The organism is Aquitalea pelogenes (genome assembly GCF_041914625.1).
Taxonomy (GTDB): domain Bacteria; phylum Pseudomonadota; class Gammaproteobacteria; order Burkholderiales; family Chromobacteriaceae; genus Aquitalea; species Aquitalea pelogenes.
In genome coordinates, this window is the sequence record NZ_JAYSDA010000030.1 from 1 (window position 1) to 22,227 (window position 22,227).

The 22,227-nt window shown below is 61.2% G+C and carries 21 protein-coding genes; 11 read left to right on the top strand and 10 right to left on the bottom strand.

Translation table 11 applies throughout. From position 1 onward, the window contains the following. Together ACE3SE_RS18720 and ACE3SE_RS18725 are read left to right on the top strand one after the other, a co-directional pair. A partial coding sequence (locus ACE3SE_RS18720; protein WP_374557473.1) for an alpha/beta fold hydrolase occupies positions 1–300 on the top strand: 300 nt, incomplete at its 5' end. A 27-nt stretch (positions 301–327) separates the two neighbouring features. Beyond that, positions 328–576 (top strand): hypothetical protein, encoded by a 249-nt coding sequence (locus ACE3SE_RS18725; protein ID WP_374557475.1) that lies wholly within the window; start codon positions 328–330, stop codon positions 574–576. Between the two features lie 123 nt (positions 577–699). On the opposite strand, the gene ACE3SE_RS18730 is transcribed toward ACE3SE_RS18725, so the two are convergent. Further along, positions 700–1,257 carry an HNH endonuclease gene (locus ACE3SE_RS18730; protein WP_374557478.1) on the bottom strand — a complete coding sequence of 186 codons (558 nt, stop codon included), beginning with the start codon at positions 1,255–1,257 and terminating at the stop codon, positions 700–702. A gap of 244 nt (positions 1,258–1,501) precedes the next feature. Between ACE3SE_RS18730 and ACE3SE_RS18735 the strand changes: the two genes are divergently transcribed. Next, positions 1,502–2,212, top strand: coding sequence for a TetR/AcrR family transcriptional regulator (locus tag ACE3SE_RS18735; RefSeq protein ID WP_374557480.1), 711 nt, complete (start codon positions 1,502–1,504; stop codon positions 2,210–2,212). A gap of 19 nt (positions 2,213–2,231) precedes the next feature. Beyond that, positions 2,232–4,016, top strand: a complete 1,785-nt coding sequence (locus ACE3SE_RS18740; RefSeq protein ID WP_374557482.1) for an acyl-CoA dehydrogenase C-terminal domain-containing protein — start codon at positions 2,232–2,234, stop codon at positions 4,014–4,016. A 242-nt stretch (positions 4,017–4,258) separates the two neighbouring features. Here the strand turns inward: ACE3SE_RS18740 and aldA are convergent, their stop codons facing one another. From aldA to rhmD, 7 genes are all read right to left on the bottom strand, one after another. Continuing rightward, positions 4,259–5,683, bottom strand: a complete 1,425-nt coding sequence (gene aldA / locus ACE3SE_RS18745; protein WP_374555444.1) for an aldehyde dehydrogenase — start codon at positions 5,681–5,683, stop codon at positions 4,259–4,261. 81 nt (positions 5,684–5,764) lie between these two features. Further along, on the bottom strand, positions 5,765–6,574 hold the full coding sequence (locus ACE3SE_RS18750) for an HpcH/HpaI aldolase family protein (RefSeq protein WP_374555363.1): 810 nt from the start codon (positions 6,572–6,574) through the stop codon (positions 5,765–5,767). A 9-nt stretch (positions 6,575–6,583) separates the two neighbouring features. Then, positions 6,584–7,351 carry an SDR family NAD(P)-dependent oxidoreductase gene (locus ACE3SE_RS18755; RefSeq protein ID WP_374555361.1) on the bottom strand — a complete coding sequence of 256 codons (768 nt, stop codon included), beginning with the start codon at positions 7,349–7,351 and terminating at the stop codon, positions 6,584–6,586. 232 nt (positions 7,352–7,583) lie between these two features. Further along, the gene (gene rhaT, locus ACE3SE_RS18760; protein WP_374555359.1) at positions 7,584–8,642 is read right to left on the bottom strand and encodes an L-rhamnose/proton symporter RhaT; all 1,059 of its coding nucleotides are present in this window, start codon (positions 8,640–8,642) and stop codon (positions 7,584–7,586) included. Positions 8,643–8,646: 4 nt separating this feature from the next. Next, on the bottom strand, positions 8,647–9,546 hold the full coding sequence (locus ACE3SE_RS18765) for an amidohydrolase family protein (RefSeq protein ID WP_374555357.1): 900 nt from the start codon (positions 9,544–9,546) through the stop codon (positions 8,647–8,649). Beyond that, positions 9,534–9,893: an L-rhamnose mutarotase gene (locus ACE3SE_RS18770; RefSeq protein WP_374555355.1), complete on the bottom strand. Its 360-nt coding sequence runs from the start codon at positions 9,891–9,893 to the stop codon at positions 9,534–9,536. Before ACE3SE_RS18770 ends, ACE3SE_RS18765 begins: the two co-directional genes overlap by 13 nt. Before the next feature lies 1 nt (position 9,894). Further along, positions 9,895–11,094, bottom strand: coding sequence for an L-rhamnonate dehydratase (rhmD, locus tag ACE3SE_RS18775; RefSeq protein WP_374555353.1), 1,200 nt, complete (start codon positions 11,092–11,094; stop codon positions 9,895–9,897). 351 nt (positions 11,095–11,445) lie between these two features. Between rhmD and ACE3SE_RS18780 the strand changes: the two genes are divergently transcribed. Next, positions 11,446–12,315, top strand: coding sequence for a LysR family transcriptional regulator (locus ACE3SE_RS18780; RefSeq protein WP_374557486.1), 870 nt, complete (start codon positions 11,446–11,448; stop codon positions 12,313–12,315). Positions 12,316–12,405: 90 nt separating this feature from the next. On the opposite strand, the gene ACE3SE_RS18785 is transcribed toward ACE3SE_RS18780, so the two are convergent. Together ACE3SE_RS18785 and ACE3SE_RS18790 are read right to left on the bottom strand one after the other, a co-directional pair. Beyond that, complete coding sequence (locus tag ACE3SE_RS18785) at positions 12,406–13,077, bottom strand: UPF0149 family protein (protein ID WP_374555349.1); 672 nt, start codon at positions 13,075–13,077, stop codon at positions 12,406–12,408. A gap of 96 nt (positions 13,078–13,173) precedes the next feature. Next, entirely contained in the window at positions 13,174–14,862 is a 1,689-nt protein-coding gene (locus ACE3SE_RS18790; RefSeq protein ID WP_374555347.1) for an AMP-binding protein, read from the bottom strand. Between the two features lie 194 nt (positions 14,863–15,056). Between ACE3SE_RS18790 and ACE3SE_RS18795 the strand changes: the two genes are divergently transcribed. The 6 genes from ACE3SE_RS18795 (at position 15,057) to ACE3SE_RS18820 (ending at position 22,212) form a co-directional block, all read left to right on the top strand. After that, positions 15,057–15,461 carry a MerR family transcriptional regulator gene (locus ACE3SE_RS18795; protein WP_045847119.1) on the top strand — a complete coding sequence of 135 codons (405 nt, stop codon included), beginning with the start codon at positions 15,057–15,059 and terminating at the stop codon, positions 15,459–15,461. Positions 15,462–15,600: 139 nt separating this feature from the next. Further along, entirely contained in the window at positions 15,601–16,770 is a 1,170-nt protein-coding gene (locus tag ACE3SE_RS18800) for an isovaleryl-CoA dehydrogenase (RefSeq protein ID WP_045847118.1), read from the top strand. Positions 16,771–16,916: 146 nt separating this feature from the next. Continuing rightward, the gene (locus ACE3SE_RS18805) at positions 16,917–18,515 is read left to right on the top strand and encodes a carboxyl transferase domain-containing protein (protein ID WP_374555345.1); all 1,599 of its coding nucleotides are present in this window, start codon (positions 16,917–16,919) and stop codon (positions 18,513–18,515) included. Positions 18,516–18,524: 9 nt separating this feature from the next. Further along, the gene (locus ACE3SE_RS18810) at positions 18,525–19,322 is read left to right on the top strand and encodes an enoyl-CoA hydratase/isomerase family protein (protein ID WP_374555343.1); all 798 of its coding nucleotides are present in this window, start codon (positions 18,525–18,527) and stop codon (positions 19,320–19,322) included. Between the two features lie 10 nt (positions 19,323–19,332). Next, positions 19,333–21,300: an acetyl/propionyl/methylcrotonyl-CoA carboxylase subunit alpha gene (locus ACE3SE_RS18815; RefSeq protein ID WP_374555341.1), complete on the top strand. Its 1,968-nt coding sequence runs from the start codon at positions 19,333–19,335 to the stop codon at positions 21,298–21,300. Positions 21,301–21,318: 18 nt separating this feature from the next. Then, positions 21,319–22,212, top strand: a complete 894-nt coding sequence (locus ACE3SE_RS18820; RefSeq protein ID WP_374555339.1) for a hydroxymethylglutaryl-CoA lyase — start codon at positions 21,319–21,321, stop codon at positions 22,210–22,212. The last annotated feature ends 15 nt before the right edge of the window (positions 22,213–22,227 follow it).

Genomic DNA, 22,227 nt, shown 5'->3' on the forward strand with positions numbered 1-22,227 from the left:
CGCACCGTGATGTCCGTCGGCGCCCGTTGCCCCAAGGTCTGTGCCGACTTCGACGCCCTGTTCAACGACACCGTGCCGCTGCGCCTGCTGGGCGCGCTGCAGATGCCGGTGCGCCTGCTGGTGGGCAGTGAATCGCCCGCCCCGGCGCGCGCCGTGGCCCAGGTGCTCGAACTGGCCATGCCGCAGGCCGATCTGCAGGAGCTGCAGGGCCTGGACCATCTGGCGCCGCTGCGCGCCTCGGCTGGGCTACAAAGCCTGCTCACCGCTTTTGCCCAGCAAGAGCATCTGCTGGCCGCCTGACGGCCCTGAACGCTGGAGAGGAACCCCATGCGCGCACTTGTGCTGACCCTGCTGATGAGCTTTTCCGCCATGAGCCATGCCAATGAATCCATCGAAGGCCTGCTTGCCACCCTGCAGGGCGAAAAAAAGGGCGTGACCCTGTACGTCCAGGGCCAGCAAATCGGCGGTGCCGTCGTCAAGCTGGATCCCGGCAAGACGGTCGAGCTGCGCGGACCGGGCGGCCAGCGCATCGTGGTGCGCCTGGACCGCGTGGACGCGGTGGCGCTGTACCCATAGATCCCTAAATTGGCGTAGTCAGCTGGCGCAGCTCAGATCAGGTGCCACCGCGGAACCGGCTCTGCCGGGCCGCAGGTGGCGCCCCCTGGGGGGAGGCGGCCCCTTGGGCCGCTTCGGGGGGGGTCAACCGTGCAGCCTGCTTGAGGCAGGCACGCTGGCCAGCAGGAATTCCATCTGATCCGTCAGGATGCGGCGGCCGCGCAGGATCATGTCCTCGTGCAGGCTGGGCACATAGGGCAGGTAGAGCAGGCTCATGCCGGCTTCCTCGCACAGGCGGCTGCCCTTGCGGTGGTTGCAGCTGCGGCAGGCGGTGATGCAGTTCATCCAGTGGTCGCGCCCCCCCCGGCTGGAGGGCTGGATGTGCTCGCGCGTCAGCTCGCTTTCGGGAAAGTGGGCGCCGCAATAGGCGCACAGAAAGCGGTCGCGGGCGAACAGCTTCGGGTTGGAAAGCGCCGGCTCGTGCCGCCAGGCACGGCTGGGAATGGCACCGCGCGCGGCCAGGATGGGCGGCACCTCGATGCGCGACTGCCGCCCCGTGACCCGGTTCCAGCCCCCCCGCAGCACGGCACAGGGCTCGCCCAGGGTCCAGGCGATGGCATCGCAGGCCACCATCACGGCGGCCTCCCGCACACTGATCCAGGCCTGCGGGCGGCCAGAAATATCAAGCTGCAGAACGTCCAAGGCTGCACCACCTCCTTGGACAGCCAGCCTACTCCTGTCAGATGACAGAAAGAAATCCGGCCCGACCCGTGGCGGCACAGCGCCGCTGGACGCGCGACCGCGGGTCAACCAGGGGGTGATTTAGAGCGCGGCCTCCAGCTTCCGTGACTTGCTGGGCTTGCCGGCGCGGTGCAATGCGCCAAAAATAGAACGACCGTTCGTTTTATTTCAGCCCCAAGACAAGCGCCAAGCCCGCCGACCTTTCATGAGCAGCCGCCCCAGCCCCAGCCACCCCGCCGCCAGCCGCGGCGCGCGTGCGCCTGCCGCCCGGGTGCCCCTGCCCAAGGGGCAGCAAACCCGTGCCGCCATTCTGGAGGCGGCGCTGGCCCAGGCTTCGCACATGGGGCTCGAAGGCCTGTCCATCGGCGCCCTGGCCGACCAGACCGGCATGAGCAAGTCCGGTGTGTTCGCCCACTTCGGCTCCCGTGAAGAGCTGCAGATCGCCGTGGTGGCTGAATACCACCGCCGCTTTGAAGAAGAGGTGTTCTTCCCGGCCATCCGCGAGCCGCGCGGCCTGCAGCGCCTGCGCGCGCTCTACCAGCGCTGGGTGCGCCAGGTGGCGGTGGAGCTGGAAAGCGGCTGCATCTACATCAGCGGCGCGGTTGAGTTTGACGACCGCCCCGGCCCGGTGCGCGATGCGCTCGTCACCATGGTCAAGGCCTGGCATGCCGCGCTGCACAAAGCCATCGTGCTGGCGCGCGACGAGGGCCACCTGAGCCCCGACTGCGATGTCGACCAGATCCTGTTCGAGTTGCACGGGCTGATCCTGTCCCTGCACCACGACGCCCGTTTCCTGCGCAGCGAAGGCGCGCTGGAGCGGGCCGCGCGCGGCTTCGACCGCGTCATCCACGCCTGCATCACCCCGGCCGGAGCGGCCACTGAACCCGTGGCGCCGCGCCGCCGCAAGACCCGATAACCCCTGAAGGAGACCCGCCATGCCCAGCTACACCCCGCCTCTGCGCGACATGCAGTTTGTGTTGCACGAAGTGCTGAACGTGGTGGACGAGCTCAAGATGCTGCCGCCCTATGCGGACATCGACGCCGACACCATCAACGCCGTGCTGGAAGAGGGCGGCAAGTTCTGCTCGGAAGTCATTGCCCCGCTGAATCTCAGCGGCGACAAGGAAGGCTGCCAGCTCGACAAGACCACCCACGAGGTCACCACGCCCAAGGGCTTCAAGGAGGCCTACCAGACGTACGTGGAAGGCGGCTGGGCCGCACTGGCCTGCGACCCCGCCTACGGCGGCCAGGGCCTGCCCCTGCTGGTGAACCAGCTGTTCTACGAAATGATGAACGGCGCGAACCAAGCCTGGACCATGTACCCCGGCCTGAGCCATGGCGCCTACGAGTGCCTGCACGCACATGGCACCGACGAGCAGAAGAAGCTCTACCTGCCCAAGCTCACCAGCGGCCAGTGGACCGGCACCATGTGCCTGACCGAACCGCACTGCGGCACCGACCTGGGCCTGCTGAAAACCCGTGCCGAACCCAATGCCGATGGCAGCTATCGCATTACCGGCACCAAGATTTTCATTTCCGCTGGCGAGCACGACATGTCCGACAACATCATCCACCTGGTCCTGGCCCGCCTGCCGGATGCGCCGAAGGATGTGAAGGGCATCTCGCTGTTCATCGTTCCCAAGTTCCTGGCCGATGGCCGCCGTAACACCGTGGCCTGCGGCAGCCTGGAACACAAGATGGGCATCAAGGCCAATGCTACTGCGGTGATCAATCTGGATGAGGCACAGGGCTGGCTGATTGGCGAAGCCAACAAGGGCCTGGCCTGCATGTTCACCATGATGAACGCTGCGCGTCTGGGTTGCGGCATGCAAGGCCTGGGCATTGGCGAAGCGTCCTTCCAGGGCGCACTGGCTTATGCACGCGAACGCCTGCAAATGCGTGCGCTCACCGGCAACAAATGCCCGGACAAGCCGGCCGACCCCATCATCGTGCATCCGGACGTGCGCCGCATGCTGCTGACCCAGAAAGCCTATACCGAAGCCGGCCGCGCATTGACCGCCCTGCTGGCCTTGCAACTGGATATCGAAGACAAGCATCCGGATGCCGCGCAGCGTCAGGACGCGGCGGACCTGGTGGCGCTGCTCACCCCGGTGGCCAAGGCCTTCATGACCGATAACGGTTTTGAAGCAGCCAATATGGGCATGCAGGTATTTGGTGGCCATGGCTTCATCCGCGAATGGGGCATGGAGCAGCTGGTACGCGACTGCCGCATCTCGCAAATCTACGAAGGCACCAATGGCATCCAGGCGATTGACCTGCTGGGCCGCAAGGTATTGCTGGATCAGGGCCAGAAACTGCGCAAGTTCACCAAGCAGATTCACCAGTTCTGCCAGGCCAATGAAGGCAATGACAAGCTGGCCGAATACATTGCTCCGCTGTCCAGGCTGATGAAGGATGTGGGCGAAGTGACCATGGGCGTGGGCATGGCCAGCCTGCAGAACAAGGACGAAGCCGGTGCAGCCGCTACCGACTACCTGCGCCTGATCGGCCATCTGACCTATGCCTGGCTGTGGGCGCGCATGGCTGAAGTGGCACATGCCAGCCTGGGCAAGGGCGATGATGCCTTCTACCTGGCCAAGATTGCCACCGGTCGCTTCTACATGGCCAAACTCTTCCCCGAAGTGCATACCCTGCTGGCGCGCATCAAGGGCGGTGCTGCACCGCTGATGTCGCTGGATGAAGAGCACTTCGCGTTCTGATTGATTGCTGGCTCTACCCTTTGCACGGCCCTGCAGGGCCGTTTTTTTTCGCCCGATTGCCGCCAAGTGGCTGTCGGAAAACAAAAAAAAGCCCGGAAAAACCGGGCTTATGAATAAAGGAATGAAAAAAAGAGAGCTCGTACTCTCGGTTTCATTCTAATCAAAACCGTCACGCACTGTCATGCTTTTTGCATGACAGCACGGGCAAGCAAGTACTCATGTCCAGCAGGAAGCAATGCAACTCAAGCCTGCAAATACACCACATGACTATGCGTGTACTCGTACAGACCATGCTTGCCGTCAGCCCCACCGATGCCGGATTTGCGCACTCCGGCATGAAAACCTTGCATCGCTTCAAAGTTTTCCCGGTTGATATAGGTTTCGCCAAAGTCCAGTTCACGCATTGCCTGCATCGCCTTGGCCAGATCGCGGGTATACACGGATGAAGTCAGGCCGTACTCGGAATCATTGGCCAGGGCAATGGCCTCCTCCATGCTGTCCACCACCTGTATGGGCAATACCGGGCCGAATATCTCTTGCCGCATGACCTCCATCTGCCCGTGGCAGCCGGCCAGCACCGTTGGCTGGAAATGGAAGCCAGACCCCAGATCCGCCACCTGGCCACCGGTAATCAGCTGCGCCCCCTCCTGCACCGCCTGCGACACTTTTGCCTGCACCCTTTCCAGTGCCTGACGGTTGATCAGTGGCCCCATGTCGATATCCGCCACCGCCAGCGGGTCGCCATAGCGGGTTGCCGCCATTGCGCTGGCCACCTTGTCGATGAAGGCATCCGCCACCTTGCGCTCGACATAGACCCGTTCGGCACAGTTGCACACCTGACCGGTATTGATGATGCGAGAGGCGTGGATGGCTCTCGCCGCCAGATCGAGGTCGGCATCGGCCAGTACGATGGCTGGTGCCTTGCCGCCCAGCTCCAGATTCAGTTTGGTGATATGCGGGGCTGCCGCTGCCGCAATGCGCGCACCGGTTGCCACACTGCCGGTAAAGCTGATCATGTCGACGTCCGCGCTGCCAGCCATGTCAGCTCCGGTCGCACCCCGACCATACAGCACATTGAACACCCCGACCGGCATGCCTGACTGCGCCACCAACTGGCTGAACAGATGACAGTTGATCGGCGTTTCCTCGCTGGGCTTGATCACGATGGTATTGCCGGTCAGCAGGGCCGGCGCCATCTTGCGGGCAATCAGAAAGAAAGGAAAATTCCAGGGCAGGATGCCGGCCACCACACCCAATGGCTTGCGCAGCAGGAATATCTGCTCGCCGGCACGGTCGCTACTGATAACCTCGCCTTCAATGCGTCTTGCCCATTCGGCCATGTAGTCCAGGTAATCGGCCGTAAAGCCCACTTCAACCTTGGCCAGCGCCAGGGTTTTGCCTTGTTCTGCGCTAATGGTATGGGCCAGTACATCCACTTGCTGACGAACAAGGGCGGCAATACTGCGCAGATAAGCGGCACGCTCGATGGCCGGTCGCGCAGCCCAGTCACGCTGGGCGGCACGGGCAGCACTCAGGGCATCAGCCACCTGCTGCGTGGAGGCCTGCGGAGAATGGGCCAGAATCTGGCCATTGGCCGGATTACTCACCACATGGTGATCGACCCCTTCGATAAAACGGCCATTGATGTAATGACGCAATTGCTGAATTTCAGACATCGGCATGCTCCTGGAAAATCATGTTGCCATGCCGGGCGCACATCACCGGCGTGCGCCCTTGTAGGGGGATGGTTAATAGCCCTGCTTGCTGGTGACGGATAAAGAAGAAACACGGAAACGTGCCAGGCTGGCCAGTGCCGCCTGACGCAGCAGCGGGATGTCGATGCTGATGGCAATAAAGCTGCAACCCCACTCGGCATAACGGCGGGCATCCTGCTCATTGGGCGCCAGAATGCCGCAGGCCTTGCCGTGCGCCAGGCAGCTGTCAATGACGTGACGGATGCTGTGCTGGACGTCGGCATGGCTGGCATTACCCGCGTGGCCCATGCTGGTGGATAAGTCGGCCGGGCCGATAAAGATGGCATCCATGCCTTCCACAGCGGCGATCTGCGCCGCGTTTTGCACCCCGAGTGAAGATTCGATCTGCACCACCAGGCACAGCGCCTGATCGGCCTGCGGTATGTAATCCGCCACCGCATCCCAGCGAGTGGCGCGGATCAGTCCGCCACCGACACCACGTATCCCCGCTGGCGGGTAACGCATGGCCCGCACCAGAGTGGCGGCCTGTGCTGCGCTCTCCACCATCGGCACCATCAGGGTTTGTGCGCCGATATCCAGCACCTGCTTGATCAATGCCGGGTCGCCATGCGGGATGCGCACCACTGGATCGACGGGATAAGCCGCCAGCGCCTGCAGCTGTCCCAACAGCGTGGGCACGGTATTGGGCGCATGCTCGCCATCGAGCAGAATCCAGTCATGGCCGGTGCCAGCCAGTATTTCCGCGTGATAGGCGGAAGCCATGCCAGCCCAGATACCGTACCGGGGTGATATTGATGACATCTGCTGCAAGGCAGATTTGAAATGATTGTCTGGCAGCTGCATGGGCAACTCCTATTGCAGATTGACATACATGCCGCCATCCACCAGCAGGCTGGCCCCGGTGACATAGCGCGCCAGGTCCGAGGCCAGGAATACCGCCGGGCCGACCAGATCCTCCGGCTGCCCCAGCCGCCCCAGCGGGATGCGGTTTTGCATATGGCTGCGCTTGTGCGGGTCGGCCAGATCCTCCCGGTTGATGTCGGTTTCTATGGTGCCCGGCAGCAAGGCATTGCAGCGGATACCAAACGGCCCCAAGGCAATGGCGCAGGACTGCATCAGCGACAGCAAACCTGCCTTGGTGGGGGTGTAGTGGGTTTGCATGCCACCGCCCACCAGGGCACTGATGGAGCTGACTGCAATGATGGCGCCACCTTCAGCCTGATGCTGCATCTGCCTTGCGGCCGCCTGTACCGCAAAATAGGCACCGTTCAGATTGGTATTCACCGTGCGGTAATACGTCTCGTGCGGCATGTCCAGAAAGGCATGGAAAGGACAGATGCCTGCATTGCTGATGAAGACATCCACCCCGCCCAGGCACTCCACCGCCATGGCAATCAGCGCAGCACCGGTGTCGGGGTCGGCAATATCACCCGCCTGATCGGCCACCTTGCGCCCCAGAACCTCAATCTGGTGGCGCAGGGTCAGGATGTCATCCGCGCTGCTGCGGCCACTGTGGCCCAGCATCACATCCGCCCCATGGCGGGCACAGCCCAGTGCAATGGCCCGCCCTATGCCACGGGACGCCCCGGTAATCACCACTCGCTTACCTGCTAACAACATCGCTTGTCTCCTCAGAAATACCGGCGATACCAGCCCGATGTGCTACAGCAAACCCTTGATTCCATGCCCACCACCGCAGGCCGGGACCAAGGACAAATCCCGTTTTGCCAGCCGTGCTTAGCGCTGCTAACAAAACTCCGTAGAGAACCCGGGCCAAGGCGCGCCGCCGCAGACAGTACAAGGCGTACGGCAAGGCGGCGCAACGCTGGAGCGGGGGTTTTGTTGGCGAGTCTTAATGGACTGCACTACCAAAACCCACCATGCCGATGGCGGCAATAATGACCACAATGCCCAGCGACAGGATGCGGCGTGTCTGCGGTGCAGTACCGCGCCATTCGCCCAGGCAGACACCCCACAGATTGGAAATCAGGATGATGAAAGACATGTGCAGCACCCACGAGCTGGTGGGGTTATGCAAGCGACTTTCGCCCATGCCATAGAAGAAGAACTGCAGATACCACAGCAAACCGCCCAGCGCGCACAGCAGGTAGTTGCGCAGCAAGGGGGTGTTGCGATTGACGAATTCGCCCAGACTGCGACGGCGCAAGGACAGGTGCAGACACCACAACGCATTGGTGGTGAGGCCACCGAGCATGATGACGGCAAAGGTCAGATTGTTCATGAACAGGGAATTGGCACCGTACGCCACGGCAGCCAGCGCCAGAGGTTTGCCCGCATTGATGCCGTAGCTGAAGCAGGCACTCAGGCAACCGGACACCAGCGCAACCGCGATGCCCTTTTTCATGTTGAATTCCCTGACCGCACTTTGCTTGGTCGCCAGATCGACTTCGCGCTCCTTGCGCATGCCGGCCACCCCGCACAACACGATGCCGATCAGCGAGCCCAGCACGCCCAGCAGCACCATCTGCCCACCGCTGCTGAGCAGCATCTGGCTCAGGCGCAAACCGTCCTCGCGGCCAAACAGGTCATTGAACAGCGGCGGCATCAGGGCACCCAGGGCGGATGTCAGGCCCATGATGATGGACATGCCCAGCGACAGGCCGATATAGCGCATGGCCAGGCCAAAGGTGAGGCCACCGATGCCCCATAACACGCCGAAGAAGTAAGTCCAGCCCAGTGTCCCGCTGTCTGCAGTCTCAAGGATGGAAGCAAAACCCGGAATGGTCAGCGCAATGGCCAGCCACGGGGCAATCAGCCAGGAAAACAAGCCGCCCAGCAGCCAGAAGTTTTCCCAGGACCACAGCCGCACGCTGCGATACGGCAGATAAAAACTGGCGGACGAAAACGAGCCGATGAAATGAAACAACAGGCCCAGCAGAATGATGGCCATCTGGCTAGTCTCCCAATTGGTAAAAGCGCCAGGCATTGTCGGCAAACATGGCACGCCGCTCATGTGCCGCAGCCTGCGCCAGCAAATTGTCATAGGCCTGCCACAGCCTGCGGTAGGAGGTGTACAGGCTGCACACAGGGAAATTGGAAGCAAACATGCAGCGTGCGCTGCCGAAGGCATCGATGGCCTCGTACACCAGCGGCCGCAGACTGTCCTCGGTCCAGTGGTGGTCGAGCATGCCGAAACCGCTCAGCTTTACCTGCACATTCGGGCAGGCTGCCAGGGCCCGCATGCCATCCCGCCACGCGCGCCAGCCGACAGGGGCATGGCGATCCACATACATGCCGGCATGATTCAGCGCAAAGCGCACCGCCGGATAACGCCTGGCCAGCGCAGCGGCTTCCTGCATTTGTGAGGGGTAGATTTGCAATTCGAAGATCAGGCCGTGGCGTTCCAGCAAGGCCATCCCGCACTGCCATTGCGCCTCGCGCATGTAGTGGCGGCCCACATAGTCGAACTGCGGGTCGGCATGCACGTTGAGAATCTGCCGCACGCCACGTACGCGAGTGGAAGCTGCCAGTTGCCGGGCAAGCTGATCCGCCACCTGAGGGTTGGCCAGATCGAGAAAAGGCAGCAAAGCAACTGGCAAGGTATCGCCGGACAAGTCGAGCATGTGTTCCAGTTGGCGGGTTTCCTCCAGCACATCCGTCGCATTGGCTTCGATATGCACCACGCCCGCCAGCTCGATATCGGCCTGCTCGGCCAGCTGTCTCAGGTCCGGCAACAGGAAGTCACGTGCCAGCGCGGTGTAATCACCCAGCAGATTGGGCTTGCGCCGGGTCAGCCAGGGGTACTGCCCTCCCCCCAGCCACCAGAAATGGCAATGGGCGTCTACGATGCGCATGGCGGTCCCTCCCCCGTACTCAGCACGAACATGCTGCGCAAGCCTACCTGTACCGGCGCAAAGTCCGGCTGGGTCACCATGATGTCGGCCATATTGGCCCACCATTGCTGCATCACCGGCAGGCTGGGCAGTTCCGCCAGCCGGTCGGGCTGCCGGCAGTACAGCACGGCAAACAAGGCATCATCCTTGTCATCATGAAAAATGCGGTACTCGACAATGCCGGCATCCAGCAGCGCGGTTTTCAGTTCCGGCCAGATGGCGGCATGGCGCCGTTGATATTCCTCGGCTTGCCCCGGAAACAACTGCATGCGGAAAGCCAGGGTGCAAAGTGCTTGTCCATGCGTCATCTCAGCCTCCCGGCGTGTGCAGGTAGGGGCGATGCAAGGCGCAGGCGGGATTAAGCTCCACGCCGAAACCGGGACGGTCCAGCCGCGATACCGGCATGCGGCCGTTTTCCGGCACTGGCTCGTGCAATAGCTGTGGACTGAACATCGGCACCACCTGATCGGCCTGCGGTGCCATCATCAGGAATTCGGCAAACGGGCTGTTGTGACGGGTGGCGACAAAGTGATAGCTGTACACGCTGGAGCCATGCGGAATCACCAGCGCCTGATGCGCATCGGCAAGTGCCGAGATTTTCAGCAGTTCGGTAATGCCGCCACACCAGCCGACATCGGGCTGGATGATGTCGCAGCAGCCCATTTCCAGCAGCATGCGAAAACCCCAGCGCGTGGCCTCGTGCTCGCCCGTCGTGCACAACATGCCCGGCGGCAGTTGCTGCCGCAAGGCGGCATAGCCCCAGTAGTCGTCCGGCGGTAGTGCTTCTTCTATCCATTTCAGGCCAAACGCCGCTGCCGCCTGTGCCAGACGGGTGGCGTAGTTCAGGTCCAGGCTCATCCAGCAGTCGATCATCAGCCAAAAGTCCGGGCCTACCCGCTCGCGCATGCTGGCCAGCAAGGCCAGGTTTTTTTGCAGGCCGTCCTCCCCCTCTGCCGGCCCGTGGTGCAGCGGCATTTTCCCGCCGATGAATCCCATTTCGCGGGCGAGGTCTGGCCGTGCGCCGGTGGCATAAAACTGCAGCTCGTCCCGCACCGCACCGCCAAGCAACTGGTACACCGGCTCCTGCCGCACCTTGCCCAGCAAATCCCACAAGGCCAGATCCACCCCGGAGATGGCGTTGAGCACCAGGCCCTTGCGTCCGTAAAACAGGGTGCCGTGGTACATCTGGTCCCAGATGCGCTCGATATCGCAAACCCGGGCCCCTTCCACGAAACGCGCCAGATGGCGCTCGACGATGAAAGCTGCCGGTTCGCCGCCTGTCGTCACGGCAAAGCCGACATTGCCAGCGCTGTCCTCCACCTCCACCACCAGCGTGCCCAGCACATTGATGCCAAAGCTGCGTCGGCTTTGCCGATAGGCCGGGTATTTGGACATCGGCGTGGCGATGTGGTCGTCAATCCAGTGGCCATCGGCCTGATCGTGATAATCCGCACCACCACCTCGCAAGGTAAAGGCACGGACGTGTTTGATGACTGGCATTTGCTTCATGGTGGACTGCTCCGACGTTGAATATCCGAATCCAAACTGATCAGAAAAAACCAATATCCGGGATGAATTTACTGGGATGACTGACGAAATTAATCACAGCCGATAATAAAAACCGACATAAGAATATTCACCCCCTTCAATCAGGAATTATCCTTATTTTCTTTGGTAAATATCAGGCTATTGATGGCACTCAGAAAATAAGCGGCAGCAGTAAAACTACGACATACTCGCAGAACCATCCAATTACATTTAATTAACTGGCAATACCTTCTGCTTATGGATAAAACCGCCATGCTGCCAGCAACACGGCACCGTCATTTACTGCAACGCCTGCGTTACAAGCATTTGCAAATGTTGGTGTTATTGGGGAATAGCCAGAATATGAAACGGACGGCGGAAGGCATGCATATGTCGCAACCAGCTGCCAGCCGCATGCTGCAGGAAATCGAGGATATGTTTGACTGCCAGCTGTTTGACCGCCTGCCACATGGCATGCGCCCCACGGCACTGGGCGTGGTGTTGGTCAAATTCGCCACCCGCAGCCTGCACCACCTGGAAGGCTGCATGCAGACGCTGGCAGTGCAGAAGAAAGAAGGCTTTGGCTACTTGTCAGTGGGTGCCATCATGGGTGCGGCACCCGAGCGGGTCATGGCGGCAATTGCACGTTTGAAACAGGAAAGGCCCCGCCTGTGCATCCGTGTGATGGGAGATACCAGCGACGAAGTGATCCGCCTGCTGGAACAAGGACGCATCGACCTTGCCATCGCCCGGCGCAGCCCGAAAACCGAAGATGCGGCTTTTGATTTTTGGCCAATGGGTAATGAAGTATTGCGACTGGTGGTGGCTAAACACCATGTGTTATTGCAACAGCAACATATCGAAATACCGGTATTACTACGAGACTGGCCATGGATATTACAAGCACCCAGCAGCCCGGCACGCATGGCATTGGAACAATATCTGCTGCACGCCGCACTGCCCTTGCCCGGTAATATCATCGAGAGCAATTCAATTTACTCCATGCTGCAACTGATTCAACGCACCAATGCGGTGATGCTGTTAGCGGAATCGGCCATGTCAGACTATCTGGAGATGGGCATCGTGCAGATATTGCCAATCAAGGTAGACATACCACTCCCTCCTTTTGGCATCTTGACGCGCAAGCATGAACCACTTAGTGCCGAACAACAGGATTTCATTTCATACCTGCATCAATCCTGAACCATGGCCCCCACTTGGCAGTAAAAGAAAAAGCCTCCGTGTGGAGGCTTTCAGGCATGGCATTCACCAGCCCGCAGGCTGGCAGAAAACTCAGTTGCTGCCGCAGCAGGCCTTGTACTTCTTGCCGCTACCGCAAGGGCAAGGGTCGTTGCGGCCCACCTTTTCGCCTTCACGGCGTACGGTGGCCGGAGCCTGTGCCTTGGCGCGCCAGTAGTTGAATACGGCAATCAGCGCCTCTGGCAGCTGTTCCTTGCAGTCATCCTTTTCCTCGTCGGTAAAGGTGACCAGGTCTTCGCCGTCTTCTTCCTCGAACATGCCGCCCAGCACCAGAATCGGCATCAGCAGGTCTTCGAAACCTTCATCGTCCGCCGCTTCGAACCAGTCGGTATCCACCACGTCCAGCGCGTACAGATAGGCATTGCACCACGGCCAGTAGTCGGCTTCGTCGTCGTCGCCGTCTTCGTCGGCGTAGAGGATCAGGTCCAGCTCGCGGCCATCGGCCAGCACATGGGCGGTGACATCAAACAGCTTTTGCAGCAGGGCTTCCAGCTCCGCCTGTTCTTCGGCATTTTCAAAAGCCGGAGCATCGCCCAGCACTTCAGCCAGCCACATGCTGCGGTCGGCGGCATCCGGTCCGCTGGCCAGCGCGGCAAAGAAGCCTTGTACTTCGTCCGGGCGCATGGTGCTGCCACTGATCGACAGGGGCGTCAGCAACTGTTCCAGCCGGGCCAGATCGGCGTCATTGAATACGATATCAGTCATGGTGCGCTCCTAGCGGTCAGATTGAATGGGCGCATTGTAGCGAAAAAAGCCCCGGCTCGCCGGGGCCTGTGCATACAAAGTTTGATCCATCTGCGTTTACGCAGTCTGACTGTCGTTCAGTCCCAGTTTTTCCTTCATTTGCTGGCGCATGACAAACTTCTGGATCTTGCCGGTAATGGTCATGGGAAAGCTGTCGACAAATTCGATGTAACGCGGAATCTTGTAATGGGCGATCTGGCCCTGGCAAAAGGCACGCATGTCCTCGATGCTGGCCTGTTCGCCATCACGCAGCTTGATCCAGGCACACAGTTCCTCGCCAAAGCGGTCGTCCGGCACGCCAATCACCTGCACTTCCTGAATCTTGGGATGACGGTAGAAGAACTCCTCCACCTCTCGCGGGTAAATGTTTTCGCCGCCGCGAATCACCATGTCCTTCACCCGGCCCACGATATTCACATAACCCTCGGCATCCATCACTGCCAGGTCTCCGCTGTGCATCCAGCCGGAACGGTCGATGGAGTCGGCGGTTTTCTGCGGGTCGTCCCAATAGCCCAGCATTACCGAATAGCCACGGGTCAGCAGCTCCCCGGTTTCGCCATGCGGCACGATGTGGCCATCGTTATCGACAATCTTGACCTCCACATGCGGATGCACCTGCCCGACGGTGGACACGCGCTTGTCCAGCGGGGTGTCGGCACTGCTCTGGAAGCTGAGCGGGCTGGTTTCCGTCATGCCGTAGCCAATGGTGACTTGCGACATGTGCATCAGAGTGGTGACACGCTTCATCACCTCGATGGGACAAGGGCTGCCGGCCATCACGCCGGTGCGCAGGCTGGACAGGTCGAATTGCGCGAACTGGGGGTGGTCCAGCAAGCCGATGAACATGGTGGGCACGCCATGCAAGGCAGTACAGCGTTCTTCCTGCACGGTTTGCAGCACGCTGAGTGCATCAAAGCTTTCCGCCGGGAACACCATGCAGGCCCCATGCGTGAGGCAGGTAAGCGTGCCCAGCACCATGCCGAAACAGTGGTACAGCGGCACCGGGATGCACAACCGGTCGGCCGGACTGAAGCCCATGGCCTGTCCGGTAAAGAAGGCGTTATTGAGAATATTGTGATGCGACAGCGTGGCCCCCTTGGGGCTGCCGGTGGTTCCGGAGGTGAACTGGATGTTGATGGCATCATCGAATTGCAGGCGATCGCCCAACTGCTGCAAGGCGGCGCGCTCGGCAGGGGTCGGTTCGGTCAGCAGTTCGGCAAACCCCAGCATGCCCGGCGTGGCCTGCTGGCCCATGCGGATCACCCATTCCAGCCTGGGCATGCGGGCGGCACGAAGCTCGCCGGGTTGGCTGTCGGCCAGTTCGGGCAACAAATCCTGCAGCATCTCGATGTAATTGCTGCTCTTGAAGCTGGGCGAAGCAATCAGGGCGCGGCAACCTACCTTGTTAATCGCATATTCCAGCTCGGCACGGCGGTAAGCCGGGTTGATATTCACCAGCACCAGCCCAGCCTTGGCGGTGGCAAACTGCGTCAGCACCCATTCGGCATTGTTTTGCGACCAGATGCCGATGCGCTCCCCCGGTTCAAGGCCTAGGCGCATCAGGCTGCACGCCATCCGGTCCACTAGCTCCTGTAACTGGGCATAACTCCAGCGTATGCCCTGCTGGCGAACCACCAGGGCGTCCCGCTGGGCGTGGTGCTGGCAGGCCTGGTCAAACATCTGGCCGATGGTTTTGCCAATCAGTGGCTGCTGACTGGCTCCGTGCACGTAGCTGGCGTGCTGCATTGTGTGTCTCCTTGTTGTGGTCTCTTTATCCGGATGCGTCGTTTCCCTTGCGACGGCAGCCACGCTGCATGGCGCGGCCCATTTTTCTGGCATTAATCCCACAAGTTGACGATTACGTAAACGTAATACATCTATCATGATGAGAAGCCGTGGGAAAAACGCTACAATCCGTATAAATACTGAAAGCAGATACCATGACAGAACAGGAAGTCTTCACCATTTCGGATCTGGCGCGTGATTTTGACGTCACACTGCGCACCATCCGCTTTTACGAGGAACAAGGGCTGATCGAGCCGCAACGCGATGGCCGTCAGCGGGTGTTCACCCGCCGCGACCGCGCCCGCCTGCGGCTTATCCTGCGTGGCAAGCGCATTGGCCTGTCCTTGTCGGAAATACGCGAAATCATTGATCTGTATGATCTGGCCCGCGATGAAGCCAGCCAGTCGCTCAAGCTGCTGCATTTGCTGGTGGCCCGGCGCGAACAGCTGGAAGAACAGCGGCGTGACATCGACGTGGTGCTGGCGGAAATCGATGCGCTGGAAAAACACTGCCGTGGCGTGATCGACCAGATGACCACCAAGGCCGACAACCCCGCCTGAACACCTGCCCTCGTGCAGGTTTTTTTACCACACCATATTGACGCTTACGTAAACGTAATTCAATATTCAAAGCAGTAAGGCAACCATCACAAAAGCCTGTCAGGCACAGCCGCCACGACCGGCACCGAGGAGAAACACCATGTACAGCAGCCTGCGTTTTGACCACGGCGACACTTACGACATGTTGCGCCAGAGCGTGAAGGATTTTGCCGACGCCGAAATCGCCCCGCGCGCCGCCGACATCGACCGTGACAACCTCTTTCCGGCCGACCTGTGGCGCAAGTTTGGTGACCTGGGCTTGCTGGGCATCACCGCCGAAGAAGAATACGGTGGCGCCAATATGGGCTACCTGGCCCACATGATCGTGATGGAAGAAATCAGCCGTGCCTCGGCCTCGGTCGCCCTGTCCTACGGCGCGCACTCCAATCTGTGCGTTAACCAGATCCGCAAGAACGGCTCGGCCGAACAGAAAGCCCGCTACCTGCCCAAGCTGATTTCCGGCGAACACGTGGGCGCGCTGGCCATGTCCGAACCCAATGCCGGTTCCGATGTGGTCAGCATGAAGCTGCGCGCCGATAAAAAAGGCGACCGTTATGTACTGAACGGCAGCAAGATGTGGATTACCAACGGCGGCGATGCCGACACCCTGGTGGTGTATGCCAAGACCGACGTCAACGCCGGGCCCAGGGGCATCACGGCTTTTATCGTGGAAAAAGGCTTTGCCGGTTTCTCGCATGGCAGCAAGCTGGACAAGCTGGGCATGCGCGGTTCCAACACCTACCCGCTGTTCTTCGACAACTGTGAAATCCCGGCCGAAAACGTACTGGGCGGCGAAGGCAATGGCGTGAAAGTGCTGATGAGCGGGCTGGACTACGAACGCGCCGTGCTGTCGGCAGGCCCGCTGGGCATCATGCAGGCCTGCATGGACATCGTCGTCCCCTATCTGAATGACCGCAAACAGTTTGGCCAGGCCATTGGCGACTTCCAGCTGATGCAGGGCAAGCTGGCCGACATGTACGTCAAGCTGTCCGCCAGCCGTGCTTATGTCTATGCCGTGGGCCAGGCACTGGACCGGGGCGATACCGGCCGCCAGACGCGCAAGGACGCTGCCGGGGCCATTCTGTACGCCGCCGAAAACGCCACCCAGATGGCGCTGGATGCCATCCAGTGCCTGGGCGGCAACGGCTATATCAATGAGTACGCCACCGGCCGCCTGCTGCGCGATGCCAAGCTGTATGAAATCGGCGCAGGCACCAGCGAAATCCGCCGCTGGCTGATTGGGCGCGAACTGATGGCGGAAACACGCTGAACATCGGGAGTAGAGAGTGGGGGGGCGGGAGTAAAACCGTCAACCCACCCACACCCTACTGACCACTAACACCGGGAGTAGAGAGTCGGGAGTGGGGAGTTCCCCACCCGTCACCTGCTACTCCCTACTCCCCACTCCCTAAAATCATGCCAGTCATCGAATCCAAACTCTCCCCCCGCGCGCCGGACTTCCAGGCCAATGCCGACAAGATGCGTGCGCTGGTGGAAGACTTGAAACAGAAAGTCGCCACGGCGGCACTGGGCGGCGGCGACAAAGCCCGTGAAAAACACACCGCCCGTGGCAAGCTGCTGCCGCGCGAGCGCATCAACCTGCTGCTGGACCCTGGCGCGCCCTTTCTGGAACTGTCCCAACTGGCGGCATTTGGCATGTACAACGACGATGCGCCGGGTGCCAGCCTGATCAGCGGTATCGGCCGCATTGCCGGGGTGGACTGCCTGATCATCGCCAACGATGCCACGGTCAAGGGTGGTACTTATTACCCGATGACGGTGAAAAAGCATCTGCGCGCGCAGGAAATCGCCAGGGAAAACCGCCTGCCCTGCGTCTATCTGGTGGATTCCGGCGGAGCCTTCTTGCCGCTGCAGGACGAGGTTTTCCCGGACAAGGAACACTTTGGCCGCATTTTCTTCAACCAGGCCCAATTGTCTGCCGCCGGCATTCCGCAAATCGCGGTGGTGATGGGCAGCTGCACCGCCGGCGGTGCTTATGTACCCGCCATGTCGGACGAAACCGTCATCGTCAAGGAACAAGGCACCATCTTTCTGGGCGGCCCGCCGCTGGTGAAGGCCGCTACCGGCGAGGTCGTCACCGCAGAAGAGCTGGGCGGTGGAGATGTACACGCCCGCATCTCCGGCGTGGCCGACCATCTGGCGCAGAACGACGCCCACGCGCTGGGCATTGCCCGCCGCATCGTGGCCAACCTCAACTGGCACAAACAAGGCGTGCTGGACCGCACCGAACCCAAAGCACCACGCCATGCCGCCGAGGAAATCTACGGCGTGATTCCGGCCGACCCGAAAAAGCCGTTTGATGTGCGTGAAATCATCGCCCGACTGGTGGACGACTCCGACTTTGACGAATTCAAGCTGAACTACGGCACGACGCTGGTCACCGGTTTTGCCCGCCTCAATGGCTGGCGTGTTGGCATCATCGCCAATAACGGCATCCTGTTTTCCGAATCGGCCCTCAAGGGTGCGCACTTTGTCGAACTGTGCTGCCAGCGCGGCATTCCGCTGATCTTCCTGCAGAACATCACCGGCTTCATGGTGGGCAAGAAGTATGAAAACGGCGGCATCGCCAAGGATGGCGCCAAGCTGGTTACCGCCGTGGCCTGCGCCAGCGTGCCCAAGTTCACCGTGCTGATTGGCGGCAGCTTCGGTGCGGGTAACTACGGCATGTGTGGCCGCGCTTACAGCCCGCGCATGCTGTGGATGTGGCCCAATAGCCGCATTTCGGTGATGGGTGGCGAACAGGCCGCCGGGGTGCTGGCACAGGTCAAGAAGGAACAACTGGGCGAGGCCTTCACCGCCGAGCAGGAAGAGGCGCTGAAAGCACCGGTACGCGAACAATACGAACGCCAGGGCCACCCTTATTACGCCAGCGCACGGCTGTGGGACGACGGCATCATCGACCCGGCCCAGACCCGCGATGTACTGAGCCTGGCACTCGAAGCCGCCCTGTCCGCGCCCATCGAAAAGACACGCTTTGGCGTGTTCCGCATGTAAGGAAGCGCCATGAGCCAGTATCAGACTCTCGATATCCATTGCAGCGGCAGCACCGCCACTGTCTGGATGAACCGCCCGGAACTGCACAATGCGCTGAACGAAATGCTGATTGCCGAGCTGACCGCCGCCTTCAAGGCCCTGCAACTGGACGACAGCGTGCGTGTCATCGTGCTGGCCGGACATGGAAAAAGCTTTTCCGCCGGGGCTGACCTGGACTGGATGCGCCGCGCCGCCGGTTACAGCGAAGCGGAAAACCTGGCCGATGCCCAGCGCCTGGCCGCCATGCTCAAGGCCATTTACCGCAGCCAGAAGCCGGTAATCGCCCGCATCCACGGCCCGGCCATTGCCGGTGGCACCGGCCTGGCTACCGTATGTGACATTGCCATTGCCACCGACGCCGCCCGCTTCGGCCTGACCGAAGTGCGGCTGGGCCTGATTCCGGCCACCATCGGCCCTTATGTGGCCGATGCCATTGGCTGGCGGCAGGCGCGGCGCTACTTCCTGTCGGCCGAGCGCATTGACGCCGCCACCGCCGCCCGTATCGGCCTGGTGCATGAAGTTGTCGCCGCCGACATGCTGGACCAGCGCATCGCCGACATCGCCAGCGAACTGGCCAAAGGCGCACCACGCGCACTGGGGGCAGCCAAAGACCTGCTGGCCGAACTGCATGAAGGTTCACCGTGGGATGACGACCTGCTGGCCGATACCGCCAGCCGCATTGCCAGTACCCGCAGCGGACAGGAAGCCCGCGAAGGCCTGGCCGCCTTCTTCGACAAACGCCCGCCCGCCTGGCAACAAGAACAATAAGGACACTGCCATGTTCAAGAAAATCCTCATTGCCAACCGCGGGGAAATCGCCTGCCGGGTGATCAAGACCGCGCGCCAGCTGGGCATTGCCACTGTTGCCGTTTATTCCGATGCCGATGCGGATGCCCGCTTTGTCAGACTGGCCGATGAAGCCTGGCGACTGGGTCCGGCACCGGCGGCGGAATCCTATCTCAAGGCCGGGCTGATTCTGGACATTGCCCGCCAGAGCGGTGCCGAGGCCATCCACCCCGGTTATGGTTTTTTGTCTGAAAACGCTGATTTTGCCGCCGCCTGCGCTGCCGCAGGTATCGCCTTTATCGGCCCGCCGGCCAGCGCCATTGCCGCCATGGGTAGCAAATCTGCCGCCAAGGCACTGATGGAACAAGCGGCCGTACCGCTGGTGCCCGGCTATCACGGTGAGTGCCAGGAGCCGGATTTCCTGCACCAGCAAGCCGACCGTATCGGCTATCCGGTACTGATCAAGGCCAGCGCCGGTGGTGGTGGCAAGGGCATGCGCATTGTCGAGCGCAGCGAGGATTTCGCCGCTGCGCTGGCCTCCTGCCAGCGCGAAGCTGCCGCCAGTTTCGGTGACGACAAGGTACTGGTGGAGAAATATCTGCCACGGTCGCGCCATGTGGAAATCCAGGTGTTTGCCGACAGCCTGGGAGGCTGTGTCTACCTGTTCGAGCGTGACTGCTCGGTGCAGCGCCGTCATCAGAAAGTACTGGAAGAAGCCCCGGCACCGGATTTGCCGGTCAGCACCCGGCAGGCCATGGGCGAAGCCGCCTGCGCCGCTGCACGTGCGGTGGGCTATGTCGGTGCGGGGACGGTGGAATTCATCATGGCGGTACAGGACGATGGCCGCCCCGGTGACTTTTACTTCATGGAGATGAACACCCGTCTGCAGGTAGAACACCCGGTGACCGAAATGATCACCCGGCAGGACCTGGTGGCCTGGCAGTTGCAAGTGGCCGCCGGTCAGCCGCTACCGCTGCGGCAGGACGAGCTGCAGATTCACGGCCACGCCATCGAGGCGCGTATTTATGCGGAAGACCCGGACAAGGGCTTCCTGCCCGCCACCGGCCAGCTGATTCATCTGGCCACCCCTGCCGAAAGCGCACAGGTTCGCATCGATACCGGGGTGGAACAAGGCGACAGCATCAGCCCCTTCTACGACCCGATGATTGCCAAGCTGATCGTGTGGGGAGAAAACCGGGCTGCCGCCTTGCAACAGCTGGACGCGGCACTGGCGCAATACCAGGTGGCCGGTGTCACCACCAATATCGCTTTCCTGCGCCGCATTGTGCAGCACCACAGCTTTGCCAGTGGTGCAGTGGATACCGGGCTCATCGCCCGCTATCAGGATGACTTGCTGCCACCGGCCGTCCCGGCCAGTAGCACGCAGCTGGCCGTGCTGGCGCTGGTCCAGACGCTGGGCGCACAGACGGACTTCCCGGTGCGCGCAGGCTGGCGACTGAATGGTCAGCTGGAAACCATCCAGCAATTCATGCACGGCGACACCCTGCACAGTGTCAGCGTGCGCCATCTGGACCACGGTTTTGCTGTGACGGTGGCAGGACAGACATATCAGGCCGCAGCACGGCTGCAACACGGTGAATGGCATGTCACGCTGGACGGGCAACAACTGCGTGCCACCGTCATCAACCAGCAGCAGCAGCGGGTGTTGTTCCTGCAAGGCGAACGACTGGAAGCAAGCTGGGTGGACCCGTACGCCGCCAACACCGAAGAAGTGCATGGCGCCACCCACCTGAAAGCACCGATGCCTGGGCGGGTAGTGGCCTTGCTGGCCAGTAGCGGGCAGCAGGTGAGCAAAGGTGAGCCCCTGTTGATTCTGGAAGCCATGAAAATGGAGCACACCATCCATGCCCCAGCCGATGGCACGGTGAATGCCTTTTACTTTGGTGCTGGTGAACAGGTATGCGATGGCGACGAGTTGCTCGACTTCGACGCCGCCTGATCCGGAGGACAACACGCTATGCCAACCGTAAAAATCGTCGAAGTCGGCCCGCGGGACGGGCTGCAGAACGAAAAGCAGCAGGTGGATACCTCCAGCAAGCTGGAACTGATTCGCCGCCTGGCTGAAAGCGGCCTCAACACCATCGAGGCCGGGGCTTTTGTCTCGCCCAAATGGGTGCCGCAAATGGCCGACAGCCTGCACATACTGCAAGCACTGGAGCTGTCCGGTGCGGTGAATTACCCGGTGCTGGTGCCCAACGACAAGGGCATGGAACAGGCACTGGCTGCTGGCGTGCGCGAGATTGCCGTGTTTGGTGCGGCCAGTGAAAGTTTCAGCCAGAAAAACATCAATGCCAGCATTGCCGAAAGCCTGGCCCGCTTTGACAGCGTGATGGCTACCGCACGGCGCGAGGGCATCCGCGTGCGGGGCTATGTGTCCTGCGTGGTGGATTGCCCCTACGAGGGCGCCATTGCCCCGGCCAAGGTGGCAGAAGTGGCTGCCCGTCTGCTGGACATGGGCTGCTACGAAATTTCACTGGGCGACACCATCGGCACGGGCACTCCCAACCGGGTACTGGACATGCTGGAAGCAGTCAGCAAGCTTGTGCCAATTGCACAACTGGCAGGTCACTTCCACGATACCTACGGCATGGCCATCAGCAATATTCATGCTTCTTTTCAGGCTGGCATCAGAACATTCGATTCCTCGATTGCCGGGCTGGGCGGCTGCCCGTATGCTCGTGGGGCATCCGGCAATGTCGCCACCGAAGACGTGGTGTACCTGATGCATGGCCTGGGCGTGGACTGTGGCATAGACTTGCCGACACTGGTGCAAACCGCCTGGTTTGCCGCCGGCCTGCTGGGCCGCGCCCCCACCTCGAAGGTGGCACAGGCCATGGCAACGGCCCACTGAGCCGCCACGGCAAGG

Coding starts and splice junctions, on each gene's coding strand:
- ACE3SE_RS18725 (WP_374557475.1), top strand. CDS start 328: ATGCGCGCACTTGTGCTGACCCTGCTGATGAGCTTTTCCGCCATGAGC.
- ACE3SE_RS18735 (WP_374557480.1), top strand. CDS start 1,502: ATGAGCAGCCGCCCCAGCCCCAGCCACCCCGCCGCCAGCCGCGGCGCG.
- ACE3SE_RS18740 (WP_374557482.1), top strand. CDS start 2,232: ATGCCCAGCTACACCCCGCCTCTGCGCGACATGCAGTTTGTGTTGCAC.
- ACE3SE_RS18750 (WP_374555363.1), bottom strand. CDS start 6,574: ATGCAGCTGCCAGACAATCATTTCAAATCTGCCTTGCAGCAGATGTCA.
- ACE3SE_RS18755 (WP_374555361.1), bottom strand. CDS start 7,351: ATGTTGTTAGCAGGTAAGCGAGTGGTGATTACCGGGGCGTCCCGTGGC.
- rhaT (WP_374555359.1), bottom strand. CDS start 8,642: ATGGCCATCATTCTGCTGGGCCTGTTGTTTCATTTCATCGGCTCGTTT.
- ACE3SE_RS18765 (WP_374555357.1), bottom strand. CDS start 9,546: ATGCGCATCGTAGACGCCCATTGCCATTTCTGGTGGCTGGGGGGAGGG.
- ACE3SE_RS18770 (WP_374555355.1), bottom strand. CDS start 9,893: ATGACGCATGGACAAGCACTTTGCACCCTGGCTTTCCGCATGCAGTTG.
- rhmD (WP_374555353.1), bottom strand. CDS start 11,094: ATGAAGCAAATGCCAGTCATCAAACACGTCCGTGCCTTTACCTTGCGA.
- ACE3SE_RS18780 (WP_374557486.1), top strand. CDS start 11,446: ATGTTGGTGTTATTGGGGAATAGCCAGAATATGAAACGGACGGCGGAA.
- ACE3SE_RS18785 (WP_374555349.1), bottom strand. CDS start 13,077: ATGACTGATATCGTATTCAATGACGCCGATCTGGCCCGGCTGGAACAG.
- ACE3SE_RS18790 (WP_374555347.1), bottom strand. CDS start 14,862: ATGCAGCACGCCAGCTACGTGCACGGAGCCAGTCAGCAGCCACTGATT.
- ACE3SE_RS18795 (WP_045847119.1), top strand. CDS start 15,057: ATGACAGAACAGGAAGTCTTCACCATTTCGGATCTGGCGCGTGATTTT.
- ACE3SE_RS18800 (WP_045847118.1), top strand. CDS start 15,601: ATGTACAGCAGCCTGCGTTTTGACCACGGCGACACTTACGACATGTTG.
- ACE3SE_RS18805 (WP_374555345.1), top strand. CDS start 16,917: ATGCCAGTCATCGAATCCAAACTCTCCCCCCGCGCGCCGGACTTCCAG.
- ACE3SE_RS18810 (WP_374555343.1), top strand. CDS start 18,525: ATGAGCCAGTATCAGACTCTCGATATCCATTGCAGCGGCAGCACCGCC.
- ACE3SE_RS18815 (WP_374555341.1), top strand. CDS start 19,333: ATGTTCAAGAAAATCCTCATTGCCAACCGCGGGGAAATCGCCTGCCGG.
- ACE3SE_RS18820 (WP_374555339.1), top strand. CDS start 21,319: ATGCCAACCGTAAAAATCGTCGAAGTCGGCCCGCGGGACGGGCTGCAG.